This is a genomic window from Kocuria sp. UBA5001 (assembly GCF_002398425.1).
In the GTDB taxonomy this organism is placed as follows: domain Bacteria; phylum Actinomycetota; class Actinomycetes; order Actinomycetales; family Micrococcaceae; genus Kocuria; species Kocuria salsicia.
Map to the genome: position 1 here is coordinate 24,296 of NZ_DGYR01000006.1, position 14,316 is coordinate 38,611.

Sequence of the window (14,316 nt, forward strand, 5' to 3'; positions counted from 1 at the left end):
TGGGCCACGGGTCCTCTACTGCTGGTGGTCCTCCGGGTCGCTGCGACCGGCCAGGAACGCCTCTGCGGCGGCACCGAGGTCGTCGGCATCGGGGAGGTCGGCGTCGTCGGGCCCGGCGAGGATTGAGCGGCGGGCGGACGCGTCCACCACGTCATCGTATCGCCGTTCCATGTTCTCGATCACGGCCTGGACCTCAGGGGAGGAGCCCGCCTGCTCGTCGATCTGGCGGACCACGTCCCGGGAGGCCTCGCGCAGCTCATCCGTGGGCAGCGTGCGACCGGTGACGGCGCTGAGGTACTCCAGGGCCGCGACCGCCGCCTGCGGGAGGTAGGACTCCGCGAGGTACTGGGGGACATGAACGGACAGTCCCACGTGGTCGATCCCGCCCTCCTGCAGCCGCAGCTCGAGCAGGTGGGACGCGGACGCGCTGATCTCGAAGGTGGGCTTGCTGCCGTCCGTGCGGGGCAGCAGATCCGCGCGGGGCCCGTGCGCTGAGACCAGCACGGGCCGCGTGTGGGGAACCGGCATGGGGATCCCACTCACCAGCGCCACCAGGCTCACGCGCAACCGTTGCGCGAGTCCCACCACGGCGGCCGCAAAGCGCTCCCACTGGGTGTCCGGCTCGGGGCCGGTGAGCAGCAGGAAGTGGCGGTCCAGCCCGTCCGTGACCACGTGGAGGTTCAGTTCCGGAGCTTCCCAGTCCTCGAAGTGGTCCTCGGCAAACGTCACGCGGGGCCGCCGGGAGCGGTAGTCGTAGAGCTGATCCAGGTCGAAGCGGACGACGGTCTCGCTGGGCATGGAGTCGAGGACGACGGCCTCGATCTGTCCGGCAAGGTGACCCGCCTCCACGTACCCGGACAGCGCGACGATCAGGGGCAGGCCGCGCAGCCTCTCATCGCTCAGCAACGCGGGATTGCCCAGGTACAGGGCCGTGGGATCCAGCACATCTCCTCCTTGTGGGCTCGTGCGCCGTGCGCCCCGGAAACGGGGCCGAAACCGGCTCGTGGTGGTACAACGCGATCCCGGGCACCGCCTATTCCCCGGTGCGCGTCACCGCGGGTCGTTAGGATCGGTCACACGTGGGCGCACCGCGCCCGGGGCCGTCGCACCACCCGTGCGGCCCGGCCCCGTTTCCAGGACATCCGTGAAAGGACGCCACAGTGACCACACCGCAGGAGATCCTCGCCACCCACGAGGTGCAGCTCACCGTCACCACCAAGCCCCTCGGGGACGCCCCCGCGGACGCACTGGTCCTCGGCGTCTCCCATGACGGCGCCGTCGCGGTTCCGGGCGACGTCAAGGGGGGCCTGCGCCGTCGTCTGAACGAGCTCGCCGAGCGCGCCGGTGCGCGCGGCAGCCTCGAGAGCGTCGTCGTGGTGCCCGCACCCGACGACGTCCGCGCGGGCGACGTCCTCTTCGTGGGACTCGGCCGCGGTGAGGCGGACGAGCGCCGCGAGAACCTGCGCCGCGCCGCCGGTGCCGCCACCCGTGCCCTCCAGGGGCGGGCAGCGTCCGCGACCGTCGCGCTGCCCGTGACCGGCGCCGAGGACGCCCAGGCCGTCGCCGAGGGCGTCGCGCTCGGCGCGTTCCACTACACCGCTCAGAAGTCCCGGACCCTCTCCGACGACGACGCACCGCTGGCCTCCGCCGCCGTGGCGGTTGCCAAGAACCTCGGCAAGGATGCCGGGCCCGCCCTCCAGCGCGCGGCGCACGTGGCGCGAGCCGTGCGCCTGGCCCGCACGCTCGTGGACCTCTCCCCGGACACCGCGACCCCCGAGTTCGTGGCGGACGTGGCCCGCACCGCTGCGAAGGGCACGAAGGTCTCGGTGGAGGTCCTCGCGGAGAAGGAGCTCACCCGCGGCAACTACGGCGGCCTGCTCGGCGTGGGTGCCGGCTCGGTCAACGGACCGCGCCTGGTGAAGGTGCACTGGGCCCCGTCCCGCGCCAAGAAGCACGTGGCGCTCGTGGGCAAGGGCATCACGTTCGACTCCGGCGGCCTCTCCCTGAAGCCCCCGGCCTCCATGATGACGATGAAGTCGGACATGGCCGGCGCGGCCGCCGTGCTGAGCACAGTCCTCGCCGCGGCCGCACTGGAGCTTCCCGTGGCCGTGACCGGCTGGCTGTGCCTCGCCGAGAACCTGCCCTCGGGCTCCGCGACCCGCCCCGGCGATGTTCTCACCATGCACAGCGGGCACACCGTCGAGGTGCTGAACACGGACGCCGAGGGCCGTCTCGTCCTCGCCGACGGCCTGTGGGCCGCCGGGCAGGAGCACCCGGACGCCATCGTGGACATCGCCACCCTGACCGGCGCGCAGATGGCAGCCCTCGGTGTCCGCACCGCCGGCGTGATGGGCGACGACGCCGCCCGCGACCTCGCCGTGCGGGCCGCCACCCGTGCGGGCGAGCCGGCGTGGCCCATGCCGCTGCCCGAGCACCTGCGGCCCTCGCTCGACTCATTCGTCGCGGACCTGAAGAACATCGGTGACAAGCACGGCGGGATGCTCGTAGCCGGGCTGTTTTTGCGGGAGTTCGTCCCGGAGCACCGCGGGCGCAGGATCCCCTGGGCCCACATCGACATCGCCGGGCCGTCGTTCAACGAGTCCCAGCCGTGGGGCTACACACCCAAGGAGGGGACAGGTTTCGGCGTCCGAACCCTGTTGGCGATTGCGCGGGAGCACGCCGAGTAGGCTTCTGCCCATCGCGGACACGCCACGCAGCGGGGGCCCACCGGCACGCAATACATGGTGGGCCCCCGGGCGTGGCGTTAGGCTGGACCCCAACCGTGACCGCCCTTCACAGACCCCGGATCGGGCCTCGGGCGGGCACCCTAACCAAGCACTCGAACCCCGAGGAGCCAACGTGGCCGACAACCAATACGACATCCTGGTCCTGGGCGGAGGATCCGCCGGATACTCCGCAGCACTGCGCGCAGTCCAGTTGGGCTACAGCGTGGCTCTGGTCGAGAAGGAGAAGCTCGGCGGCACGTGCCTGCATTGGGGCTGCATCCCCACGAAGGCGTACCTGCACTCGGCTGAGCTGGCCGAGGGCGCCCGGGAGTCCGAGAAGTACGGCATCAAGGCCACCCTCGAGTCCATCGACATGGGTGCGGTGCGCGACTACAAGAACAAGATCGTGCAGGGCAAGTACAAGGGTCTGACCGGGCTCATGAAGATGCGCAAGGTGGACGTCATCGCTGGCAACGGCAAGCTCACCGGGCCCAACACGATCGACGTGGACGGCACCACCTACACCGGCAAGCACATCATCCTGGCCACCGGCTCGGTCTCCAAGACCCTCGGCATCGAGATCGGGGGCCGCGTGATGACCTCCACGGAGGCCCTGGAGATCGACTTCGTGCCCAAGTCCGCGATCGTTCTGGGCGGCGGCGTCATCGGCTGCGAGTTCGCCTCCATGTGGCGTTCCTTCGGCGTGGACGTCACCGTGATCGAGGGCCTGCCCCACCTCGTCGCCAACGAGGACCCCGCCATCATCAAGACGCTCGAGCGCGAGTTCAAGAAGCGCGGCATCAAGTACAACCTCGGCACGTTCTTCGAGAAGGTCGAGCAGAACGACGACGGTGCCAAGGTCACCCTCGCGGATGGCAAGGAGTTCGAGGCCGACGTCGTGCTCGTGGCCGTGGGCCGCGGCCCCAACACCGCGGACATGGGCTTCGAGGAGCAGGGCATCCCCATGGACCGCGGTTTCGTGACCCCGAACGAGCGGCTGCACACGGGCGTGGGCAGCATCTATGCGATCGGCGACATCGTCCCCGGCGTGCAGCTGGCACACCGCGGCTACCAGCAGGGCCGCTTCGTGGCCGAGGAGATCGCCGGGCTGAACCCCGTGGTCGTCCCGGACATCAACGTCCCCAAGGTCACCTTCACGGAGCCGGAGATCGCGTCCGTGGGCTACTCGCAGCCCAAGGCCGAGGAGAAGTTCGGCAAGGACAACGTGGAGACCTTCGAGTACAACCTGGCAGGCAACGGTAAGAGCTCGATTCTCGGCACCGGCGGCTTCATCAAGCTGGTGCGCGAGAAGGACGGCCCCATCGTCGGCTTCCACGCGATCGGCACCCGCATCAGCGAGCAGATCGGCGAGGGCCAGCTCATGGTGAACTGGGAGGCCTACCCGGAGGACGTGGCGGCGTTCGTCCACGCCCACCCCACACAGAATGAGGCCATCGGTGAGGCGGCCATGGCACTGGCCGGTATCCCGTTGCACGGCTGATCCACTGGAACCGGGTGCCCACCCTCGGGCTGGCGCCCGGTTCCCAACTCCGCGGGGGCCCGCACCCAGGCCCCCCGCACACTTTTCGAATCTTGAGAGAGGGACGGACGAAACAATGTCTGAAACCGTGAACCTGCCCGCACTGGGCGAGTCTGTCACCGAAGGTACCGTGACCCGCTGGCTGAAGCAGGTGGGCGACGAAGTGGCCGTGGACGAGCCCCTGCTGGAGGTCTCAACGGACAAGGTCGACACCGAGGTCCCCTCCCCCGTGGCCGGTGTGATCGAGAAGATCCTGGTCGAGGAGGACGAGGACGTCGAGGTCGGTGGTGCGTTGGTCGTCATCGGCGACGGCTCCGGTTCCGGCGACTCCGGTTCCGACGACGCCGCCACGCAGGACGACGCCCCGGCGAAGGCTTCCGGGGAACCCGCCGAGCAGAAGAGCGAGCCCGAGCAGGCGCCCAAGGCTGACACGAAGCAGGCCTCGGCCAACTCGGTGGAGGTCACCCTTCCCGCACTCGGCGAGTCCGTGACCGAGGGCACCGTGACCCGCTGGCTCAAGCAGGTCGGCGAAACCATCGAGGTCGATGAGCCCCTGCTTGAGGTCTCCACCGACAAGGTCGACACCGAGGTCCCCTCCCCCGTGGCCGGCACCCTGCTGGAGATCAAGGTCCAGGAGGACGAGGACGCCGAGGTCGGCCAGGTGCTGGCGATCGTCGGCGACGAGTCCACCGCCGGGTCCTCCGACTCCGACAACGGCTCTTCGGACAACGGCTCCTCCGACCAGTCCGGAGAGACCAAGGCCGAAGCAATCGAGGACGCCGCAACCGCCGCCGACTCCGGAGAGAACACCGAACAGGCCGCCGAGGCGAAGACTTCTCAGGCGCCCACGGCTGAGTCCGAGTCGGAGAAGACGCCGTCGAAGCCGGCCGAGTCCGCCCCGTCCGCGGGCAAGGATGTGCCCGGGTACGTGACGCCGCTCGTGCGCAAGCTGGCCCGCGAGAAGAACGTGGATCTCTCCACGATCTCCGGCACCGGCGTGGGGGGCCGCATCCGCAAGCAGGACGTCCTGTCCGCCGCGGAGAAGGCCGAGAAGTCCGTGGCGCCCGCCACCACGGATACCGGAGCGGACATGTCCCCGGCTGTGTCCACGCAGAGCTCCGGCAAGGCTGCTCCGGCCGCTGCCCCGGCGGCCGACCCCAAGCGCGGCACCACCGAGAAGGCCCCGCGCATCCGCATGACCATTGCCAAGCGGATGCGCGAGTCCCTCGAGGTCTCGGCGCAGCTCACGCAGGTCACCGAGGTGGACATGACCCGTGTCGCGCAGCTGCGGCAGAAGGTCAAGGACCAGTTCCAGAAGCGCGAGGGCGCCAAGCTCACCTTCATGCCCTTCTTCGCGAAGGCCGTGGCCGAAGCCCTGCAGGCGCACCCCGTGCTGAACGCGATGTTCAAGGAAGACTCCAAGGAGATCGTCTACAACTCCTCCGAGGACATCGCCATCGCCGTGGACACCCCGCGCGGACTCCTCGTGCCGGTGGTCAAGAACGCCGGCGATCTGAACCTCGGCGGTCTCGCCAAGCAGATCGCCGAGCTCGGTGGTGCCGCCAAGGACGGCAGCATCTCGCCGGATGCCCTGACCGGTGGGACGTTCACGATCACGAACATCGGGTCCTTCGGCGCGCTGTTCGACACGCCGATCATCAACCAGCCCCAGGTCGGCATCCTGGGCACGGGCTCGATCGTGAAGCGGCCCATGGTCATCGCGGACGCGGACGGCAACGACACCATCGCCATCCGTCACATGTGCTACCTGTCCCTGACCTACGACCACCGGCTCGTGGACGGCGCGGACGCCGGCCGCTTCTTGAGTACCCTCAAGAAGCGCCTCGAGGCCGGTCAGTTCGAGTCCGAGGTGGGTCTCTGAGCCTGACCGCTCGGCGGTGAGGACGGGGTCCTCGACCTCACCGCCATCCCGGTGCCCGCGGGCCCGGGCTGTCGCGTGCCGTGTGCACCCGGTGGTCCGGGCCCGCTGTCGTTCTCGAGTGTGTTTGCCTACCCCCACGCCCCGGCAGGTGTCAATGGTTCAGGCGACACTCGGTTACCCTCGAAGCATGACCTTTCTTCTCAGCCTCATGCTCTTCCTTCACATCGTGGGTGTGGCCGTCATAGTCGGCACCTGGATCTACACCATGAAGACTCCCACCGTCACGGTCAGCCAGTTCTGGGCCGCTGTGCTGATGCTCGTCACGGGCCTCGTCATGGTGGGTATCCGTGAGATGAGCGGCGGCCACGACAGCCTCAACTTCGCCAAGATCGGCGTGAAGTTCGTCATCCTCCTGGTGGTGCTAGTCGCCGCGTTCATCGGCATGCGCAAGACCCAGCGGGGCGAGCCGGTGTCCACCGGACTCGCCCACGCGGTGGGCGGCATGGCCCTCATCAACGCGGCGGTGGCCGTCTTCTGGTGAGCCGCTGACAGCTGACGAACGCCCGGGTGCCCTCACCCGGGCGTTCGGCGTTTCTTGCCCTTTCGTCCAAGTTCCCGCGGACGGTGCCGTAGGCCGCCCACCACTGATCGACGTCCCTTCAGCTCGTGCCGCCGCCGTTCCCCCACTGGTCGACGCACCCGCCCCTCGTCCCCGTGTCGTCGGCCTCCGCACGCCGCCGTCCGTGGCAGCGGCTTCGGCTCGCCCCCGGTCGTGGCCGGTCACCCCGGCGCGGTGAGCGGGGTGACGTCCGCGAGACGCCAGCCCTGCGCTGTCGCCGTGATGGTGATGCGCAGCCGTTGCCTGGCCAGGTCCCCGTCCCCTGTCAAGGCGGATCCCGTGGGCAGTGTGCCACGCCAGCCCCGGGTGACCACCTCGGCGTTGTAGGTCCTCGTGCGGGCAGCGTCGGCGGGTGAGAGGCGCGCCGCCGTGTCCGGCTTCTGCTCGGCAAGTGAGACGACCTCCATCCGGAGTTCTGAGAGCTCTGTCGTGCCGGCATCCGCCCCGCCCCGCGCAGCCGCTCGACGTATCAGGTCCTTGTCACGGGCCGCGAGACCGGACCGCGGGACGTACACCGCCTCCGCGGCGGCCTCGTCACCGGCCGCGAGCGCGGCCGCCCTCCGGGCCACGAGGTCTCCCACGGCCCCGCGAGCCTCCCGGTCCTTGTCCTGCATGCTCTCTCCCGGAGCCGTTCCCGTACCCGCGGACGATCCCCCGGACGCCGAGGGTGCCACCTGGCGAGGTGACCCGCCGCCGGTCCCCCCAGCATCCCGCGACGCGGATTCATCGGTGTTTCCCCCGGCTCCGCTGGTTCCGGACGGGTTGGCGCTCACCTCGAAGCCGCGCGCCTCATCGGGGCTGCGTGCGTCCTCGGGAGCCGCGGGCGACGCCGTGGCTCCGGTTCCGGCCACGACGTCGCCGTCGGGCCAGTTCGCGAGCACCCAGACGATCGCTGCGGCAGCGAGGACGGCCGCCGTGATCGCAAGGACGCGACGTGGACCGTGGCTCTCTCCGTCCGTGGCGGCAGTCCCGGCGGTGGCCTGCCCCACCGTCCGCGCGCGTTCTCCCCCTCTGCCCTGGGACCGTTCGCTGCGTCCGCCGAGTCGGAGCGCGGCAGCGGCGAACGGGCGACGGCGCGGCCGCAGCACCGTCCCGTCGGCCCTGATCACCTCGGGTGTCATGCGCTCGGGCGGGCGACGCGCGGGCGACGGCTTCCGGACAGGTGTGTCGAATCCGGTGGCGAGCTCGTGGGCGGAGGGCCGCTGCGCGGGGTCGTCGCACAGTGCGCCCTCGAGCATCAGCACCAGGTGACGCGGCGCGTTGGGACACATGAGGCTCAGTGGCACCCGGTGCGCATCCGGGCCCGGGTAGCGTCCGGTGAGTGCGAGCCACCCTGTGACGGCAAGGTCGTGGACGTCCTGAGCCGCGCTCACCTCGGTGGCGGAACCCGCTGCCACCGGGCCCGCCTCGTCCATGTGGTGGTGGGCCCGGCCCAAGCCCACGGCCCGGTCCGCAAGCTCCTGGCGGGCGTCCGTGTCCTGAGCCTGCCCCCATGCCGGAGGCCCGGGGCGGGCACCGGCACGAACGCCGTAGCCGTCCAGCAGCGCCCTGCCGTCGGGAGTCACGAGCACGTGCCGCGCACTCAGCGCGCCGTGCACCCACCCGCGCTCGTGCAGCCGTGACAGCCCCCGGGCGGCATCCGCGAGAACCGGCAGCAGAGTCTCCGGTGCCACTCGGCCCTGCTCGCCCATGATCTCGGCGAGGGGTCGAGCCTTCACGTGCTCAGCCACGAGGGCGCCCCGGTCCACTCCGTCCCCGCGGGGCGAGCCACCAGCCGGAGCTGCGGCGTTCCTGTGGATCGTCCCGTCCGCGATCACCGCCCGGACGCCCACCAGGGCGGGATGGGTCTCCTGCGCCCAGGCGTCGACGAGCGCCGCGAAGTCAGCCTCGACCGGGCGGCGTCGTTCAGGGTCCTCGGACACGGCGAACGTCACGGTGAACCCCTCGCGGGTGGACTGCTCCCGGGCGAGCCAGGTGCGGGTGCCGCCGCCCTCCGCGAGCCGCTCGACGAGTTCCAGCCCCTCCCCCTGGGCCGCACGGCGCTCCACCGCAAGCGATGGACCTCGGCCGACCACGTCGCCAACCGCGGTGGCGGCTCCGCTGGTGCCCCCGGGTGCATGCCGGTCAACGGTGCGCCCGCCGTCGACCGGACCTGGCGGCAGGTCCGCAGACGGGCCAGAAACGAGCGATGCAGCAGCGGGTGCTGCAGCATCAGGAGAGACCGGCTCGAGAGCGGGTGGCACGACTCCCCCGTGATCCAGTGGCTCCGCGGCCGAAGGTGTCCTTCGGGCCGCCCGCACCCGTTCCTCCGTGGTTCGGTGACGCCCGGTGGACCCGCCTGCCGTGTCCTCGACGTGGCCCGGACCCTGCCCGGCGTGACGGGTCCGGCCGTGGGCACGATGTTCGCTCATGACCCCACTGTGCCCGTCGGAAACCGTCTCCGCGCACGTTATCCACAGGCTGGGGAGAAGGGATAAGCTGTCCGAATGGCTCTGCACTTCGAACGCGTCGGCTTGGCACCGAACCTGGTGAACTACCGCGAGTGCCTGGACTTGCAGCGTGAGGTCCACCGGGAGGTCGTGGCCGGAACGCGCGGCAACACCGTGCTGATGGTCGAGCACGATCCCGTCTACACGGCCGGGCGCAGGACCGAGAAGCACGAGTATCCGTGGGACGGCACCGAGGTGGTGCCCATCGGCCGCGGCGGCAAACTCACCTACCACGGCCCAGGCATGCTCGTGGGCTACCCCATCGTGCGTCTGCCGATCCCCCTGGACGTCGTGCGTTTCGTGCGGGTCCTCGAAGAGGTGATCGTGGCCGTCGTGCGGGACTTCGGGGTGCCCGCCACCACCGTCGCCGGCCGTTCCGGCGCGTGGGTGCTCGCGGACGAGCGCGGACCGGACCGCAAGATCTCCGCCATCGGCGTCCAAGTCTCCAAGCGCGCCACCATGCACGGTTTTGCCCTGAACTGCTCCAACGACCTCCGTCCGTTCGGCAAGATCATCCCGTGCGGCATCACGGATGCGGGCGTCACCTCTCTCGGTGCGGAGACCGGGAATCGGATCGACCCCGTGGACGTTGTCGCGCGTATGGAGCAGGAGCTCGCGGCCCGCGAGGCAGATTTGTGCGTACCCTTCGAACCACCCACCCCCGCACCAGCACCCATGCTGCGGCACGAGTACGTCCCCACCGCCGCAAGGGAGACCACTGCCGCCCCGGACGCCATCCCCGCGTCCTGACACGCCCCAGTCGTCAACCACTCTCGACAACGGCCCCCACCACCGCACCGGGTGGGCACGGGCCACGCCAGCGTCACCAGCGAGGAGAACCCATGACCATCGCCCCCGAAGGCCGCAAGCTGCTGCGCGTGGAGGCACGCAATGCAGAGGTCCCCATCGAGAAGAAGCCGTCCTGGCTGAAGAACACCGCGAAGATGGGCCCCCAGTTCACGGAGCTGAAGTCCATGGCACGCGGCCGCGGACTCCACACGGTGTGCGAGGAGGCCGGGTGCCCCAACATCTACGAGTGCTGGGAGGACCGGGAGGCCACGTTCCTCATCGGCGGGGACACCTGCACGCGGCGCTGCGACTTCTGCGACATCGCAACGGGCAAGCCCGGCATGGTGGACGTGCAGGAGCCCCGGAAGGTCGCGGAGTCCGTGCGGGACCTGGGTCTGCGCTACGCCACCGTGACTTCAGTGGCCCGTGACGACCTCTCGGACGGCGGTGCCTGGCTGAATGCAGAGACCATCCGTGCGATCCACGCCATGAACCCCAGCACCGGCGTGGAGATCCTCATTCCCGACTTCAAGGGCCAGCCCGACGCCCTGCAGCAGGTCGTCGACGCCCAGCCCGAGGTGTTCGCGCACAACCTGGAGACCGTCCCGCGGATCTTCAAGCAGATCCGCCCGGCCTTCGCGTACGAGCGCTCCCTGGACGTCCTGACCCAGGGCAAGGACAACGGGATGATCGTGAAGTCTAACCTGATCCTCGGCATGGGCGAGACGGACGACGAGGTCTACGAGGCGCTGTGCGACCTGCACGACGCCGGCTGCGACATCATCACCCTCACCCAGTACCTGCGCCCCGGCCCCACGTTCCACCCGATCGACCGCTGGGTGAAGCCGGAAACCTTCGTGGAGCTCTCCAAGGCCGCCGAGGAGATCGGCTTCCTGGGCGTCATGGCCGGGCCGATGGTCCGTTCCAGCTACCGCGCCGGCAAGCTGTGGGCCCGCGCGATGAAGAAAATGGGCCGCGAGATCCCGGAGCACCTCTCGCACATCGACGATTCCGGCTCCGCCACGCAGGAGGCCTCGAGCCTGCTCGCCCGGCTGGGCTGAGTCGGCACCGCTCTCGCATGACGACGCCGCCCGCGACCCGGGCGGCGTCGTCATCTCCGCGCCCGTCCCCCAGCGGATAGAATGACCGCGATCCCCTACCAGCAACTGCGAGGAACCACCGTGTCACCAGCCACGTCCACCAAGGCCAAGGCCGCCGAACGCGACCGCAAGCGCGAGGAGAAGCGCCAACGCAAGGCTGCCAAGGGGCCCGGCGTCTTCGCGCAGATGAAGCAGGTCTTCCAGATGACCCGCGAGCAGGAGCCGAACATCCTGTGGTGGATGATCCTGCTGGGCCTGGGCGTGCTGCTGGTCTTCCTGCTGATCGGTGTGGCGCTCGGCAACTGGATCACGTGGCTGCTGATCGGCATCCCCTTCGCTGTGCTGGCCGCGGTGATCCTGCTCTCCCGGCGTGCTGAGCGGGCGGCGTTCTCCCGGATTGAGGGTCAGCCCGGCGCCGCCGGTGCCGCGCTGTCCACCCTCAAGCGCGGGTGGATTGTGGAGGAGGAGCCCGCGGCCATGGACCCGAAGTCCAAGGACCTGCTGTTCCGCGCCGTGGGACGCCCCGGGGTCGTCTTCATCACGGAGGGCCCGGTGAACCGCGTGGACAAGCTCGTGAAGAAGGAGCGCCGCCGGATCGGGCCCGTGATCCAGAACGTGCCCATCCACGTGATCAAGTCCGGCAACGGAGAGGGCCAGGTTCCTCTGAACAGGCTCGCCAAGACGATGCGCGGGCTCGACAACAAGCTCACCAAGCAGGAGGTGCAGGTGGTCCACCGCCGCATGAGCACCCTGCAGAACCGCCTGCCCATCCCCAAGGGCGTGGACCCCATGCGGGCACGCCCGGACCGCAAGTCCATGCGGGGCCGCTGAGCGGACTGAGACCGCGAAGAACGAGGGCGAACGGGCCGGGTCACAAGACCCGGCCCGTTTTGCGTGCCCGCACCCGATGTCAACGCCCGACGTGGGAGCCTCATGTTGGAATCCGGCGTCAGGGCAGCGGCCGCCGGCGGTGGGGCCTCGCCCCTCCTGAGCTGTCAGCGCACGCGCACCAGCACGGTGTCGACCGCGCGGTCGTGCAATCCGCGCTGGTCCTCGTCCGAGACGAGCGGGGGGATCACCAGGCACAGCAGCAGGGTGCGCACGAGCGCCTTGCCGAACCCTGCCGGGCGCCCGTCCATCGTTTGCACCTGCAACCCCGTGACCCAGTGCCCGATGGTTCGCCCGAAGAGGCCGACCATGAGCACGCTGAGCACGAAGAACACGGCCAGGTTCATCAGTCCCGAGCCGTTCCAGCGGGACAGGAACAGGCCCGCGAGCACGAGCGCCAGCAGCCAGTCGATCGTTAGTGCCACCAGCCGTGCGGGGAACCGTGCGATCGAGCCGGCACCACGTTCCGGGCGCCCCCACCGCTCACCCGGGTACCGCGAGCCCTCGCGGGGTGCGCCGTCGAGCCACGAGCCCATGTCCTGCCGTGAAACCATGCCCTCAACCCTAGCCGCCCGATCCTCCGGCAGCGTCACCCGCCGGTAGAGTGGGGAGGGTACTGACCGGTCGGCGGGGCCCCACCGCGCGGGTGGCGCGTGTTACACGCACGAAACACCCGTGACACCGTCGGGCAACGCCCGGTTCCTACGCTGGACACCAGAACCGGACGCTCGCGGTGGCTCCACCCGCCGCGGCGCCGATCGGACGCCCTTACAGAAGGAGAACAGGTCCATGTTCCAATCAGCCGAAGAAGTGCTGTCGTACATCCAGGACGAGAACGTCGTCTTCGTCGATCTCCGCTTCACGGACATGCCCGGTGTGCAGCAGCACTTCAACCTGCCGGCCAAGGCGGTGGACGAGGATTTCTTCACTGACGGACAGCTGTTCGACGGCTCCTCCATCCGTGGCTTCCAGGGCATCGCCGAGTCCGACATGCAGCTCATCCCGGACCCGCAGTCCGCGTTCGTGGACCCGTTCCGCGTGGAGAAGACCTTGGTGGTCACCTGCTCCATCGTGAACCCCCGCACCGGTGAGCCCTACCACCGCGATCCCCGCGGCGTGGCCGAGCGCGCCGAGGCGTACCTCGCCTCCACCGGCATCGCGGACACCGCGAACTTCGCCTCCGAGGCCGAGTTCTTCATCTTCGACGACGCCCGCTTCCAGGTGGAGCCGCAGTCCACGTTCTACAAGATCGACTCCGAGGAAGCACCGTGGAACAGCGGTCGCGAGGAGGAGGGCGGCAACCTCGCCAACAAGACCGCGGTCAAAGGGGGCTACTTCCCCGTCTCCCCCGTGGACAAGCAGGCGGACCTGCGTGACGCCATGTGCGTGGCGCTGGACGACATCGGCCTGGAGGTGGAGCGCTCCCACCACGAGGTGGGCGCTTCCGGCCAGGCGGAGATCAACTACAAGTTCTCCACCCTCACCGCAGCCGCGGACGACCTGCTGAAGTTCAAGTACGTCATCAAGAACACCGCGGACGCGTTCGGCAAGACCGCCACGTTCATGCCCAAGCCCGTGTTCAACGACAACGGCTCAGGCATGCACTGCCACCAGTCCCTGTGGAAGGGTGGCGAGCCGCTGTTCTACGACGAGAAGGGCTACGCGGGCCTCTCGGACGTGGCGCGCTGGTACATCGGCGGCCTGCTGGAGCACTCCTCCGCAGTCCTGGCGTTCACCAACCCGACCGTGAACTCCTACCGTCGTCTGGTCAAGGGCTACGAGGCCCCCGTGAACATGGTGTACTCGCAGGGCAACCGGTCCGCGGGCATCCGCATCCCGATCACGGGCACGAACCCCAAGGCCAAGCGTCTGGAGTTCCGCGCCCCGGACCCCTCGTGCAACCCGTACCTGGCGTTCGCCGCGCAGCTGATGGCTGGCCTGGACGGCATCCGCAACCGCATCGAGCCCGCGGATCCCATCGACAAGGACCTCTACGAGCTTCCGCCAGAGGAGGCCAAGGACATCAAGAAGGCCCCGGGCACCCTCGAGGAGGCCCTGAAGGCGCTCGAGGAGGACCACGAGTTCCTGCTCGCCGGTGACGTCTTCACCGAGGACCTCATCGAGTCCTGGATCGAGTACAAGCGCGAGAACGAGCTCAAGCCGCTCTCCCTGGTCCCCCATCCCCTGGAGTTCCAGCTGTACTACGGCGTGTGATCCCACACCCGGATCGGTCGAGGGCCCCGCTCGTGACGAGCGGGGCCCTCGCTCCGTCTCCACCTCTTG

General features: G+C 69.5%; 11 protein-coding genes. 8 read left to right on the forward strand and 3 right to left on the reverse strand.

All coding sequences use genetic code 11. The features are described from left to right. Positions 1-15 precede the first annotated feature (15 nt). On the reverse strand, positions 16-945 hold the full coding sequence (locus B3G12_RS03045) for a proteasome assembly chaperone family protein (RefSeq protein ID WP_144942817.1): 930 nt from the start codon (positions 943-945) through the stop codon (positions 16-18). Positions 946-1,160: 215 nt separating this feature from the next. On the opposite strand from B3G12_RS03045, the gene B3G12_RS03050 reads away from it, so the two are divergent. The 4 genes from B3G12_RS03050 to B3G12_RS03065 all read left to right on the forward strand — a co-directional run bounded on the left by B3G12_RS03050 (position 1,161) and on the right by B3G12_RS03065 (position 6,689). Further along, positions 1,161-2,687: a leucyl aminopeptidase gene (locus B3G12_RS03050; RefSeq protein ID WP_290499038.1), complete on the forward strand. Its 1,527-nt coding sequence runs from the start codon at positions 1,161-1,163 to the stop codon at positions 2,685-2,687. A 172-nt stretch (positions 2,688-2,859) separates the two neighbouring features. Next, complete coding sequence (gene lpdA, locus B3G12_RS03055) at positions 2,860-4,227, forward strand: dihydrolipoyl dehydrogenase (protein ID WP_144942815.1); 1,368 nt, start codon at positions 2,860-2,862, stop codon at positions 4,225-4,227. Positions 4,228-4,342: 115 nt separating this feature from the next. Beyond that, the gene (gene sucB / locus B3G12_RS03060; protein WP_290499041.1) at positions 4,343-6,148 is read left to right on the forward strand and encodes a 2-oxoglutarate dehydrogenase, E2 component, dihydrolipoamide succinyltransferase; all 1,806 of its coding nucleotides are present in this window, start codon (positions 4,343-4,345) and stop codon (positions 6,146-6,148) included. Positions 6,149-6,335: 187 nt separating this feature from the next. Continuing rightward, positions 6,336-6,689, forward strand: a complete 354-nt coding sequence (locus tag B3G12_RS03065; RefSeq protein WP_144942813.1) for a hypothetical protein — start codon at positions 6,336-6,338, stop codon at positions 6,687-6,689. Between the two features lie 239 nt (positions 6,690-6,928). Here B3G12_RS03065 and B3G12_RS03070 read toward each other — a convergent pair whose 3' ends face one another. Next, entirely contained in the window at positions 6,929-8,815 is a 1,887-nt protein-coding gene (locus B3G12_RS03070; protein WP_290499043.1) for a hypothetical protein, read from the reverse strand. 438 nt (positions 8,816-9,253) lie between these two features. Between B3G12_RS03070 and lipB the strand changes: the two genes are divergently transcribed. From lipB to B3G12_RS03085, 3 genes are all read left to right on the forward strand, one after another. Continuing rightward, entirely contained in the window at positions 9,254-10,006 is a 753-nt protein-coding gene (gene lipB / locus B3G12_RS03075; RefSeq protein WP_290499045.1) for a lipoyl(octanoyl) transferase LipB, read from the forward strand. Positions 10,007-10,098: 92 nt separating this feature from the next. Next, the gene (gene lipA / locus B3G12_RS03080; protein WP_144942810.1) at positions 10,099-11,106 is read left to right on the forward strand and encodes a lipoyl synthase; all 1,008 of its coding nucleotides are present in this window, start codon (positions 10,099-10,101) and stop codon (positions 11,104-11,106) included. Between the two features lie 120 nt (positions 11,107-11,226). Then, positions 11,227-11,976, forward strand: coding sequence for a DUF4191 domain-containing protein (locus tag B3G12_RS03085; RefSeq protein ID WP_144942809.1), 750 nt, complete (start codon positions 11,227-11,229; stop codon positions 11,974-11,976). Positions 11,977-12,140: 164 nt separating this feature from the next. Here the strand turns inward: B3G12_RS03085 and B3G12_RS03090 are convergent, their stop codons facing one another. Next, a complete protein-coding gene (locus B3G12_RS03090) occupies positions 12,141-12,587 on the reverse strand; it encodes an RDD family protein (protein WP_144942808.1) in 447 nt (148 codons plus the stop codon). A 235-nt stretch (positions 12,588-12,822) separates the two neighbouring features. Between B3G12_RS03090 and glnA the strand changes: the two genes are divergently transcribed. Beyond that, complete coding sequence (gene glnA, locus B3G12_RS03095) at positions 12,823-14,247, forward strand: type I glutamate--ammonia ligase (protein WP_144942807.1); 1,425 nt, start codon at positions 12,823-12,825, stop codon at positions 14,245-14,247. Positions 14,248-14,316: the final 69 nt, after the last annotated feature.

Coding starts and splice junctions, on each gene's coding strand:
- sucB (WP_290499041.1), top strand. CDS start 4,343: ATGTCTGAAACCGTGAACCTGCCCGCACTGGGCGAGTCTGTCACCGAA.
- B3G12_RS03065 (WP_144942813.1), top strand. CDS start 6,336: ATGACCTTTCTTCTCAGCCTCATGCTCTTCCTTCACATCGTGGGTGTG.
- lipB (WP_290499045.1), top strand. CDS start 9,254: ATGGCTCTGCACTTCGAACGCGTCGGCTTGGCACCGAACCTGGTGAAC.
- lipA (WP_144942810.1), top strand. CDS start 10,099: ATGACCATCGCCCCCGAAGGCCGCAAGCTGCTGCGCGTGGAGGCACGC.
- B3G12_RS03090 (WP_144942808.1), bottom strand. CDS start 12,587: ATGGTTTCACGGCAGGACATGGGCTCGTGGCTCGACGGCGCACCCCGC.
- glnA (WP_144942807.1), top strand. CDS start 12,823: ATGTTCCAATCAGCCGAAGAAGTGCTGTCGTACATCCAGGACGAGAAC.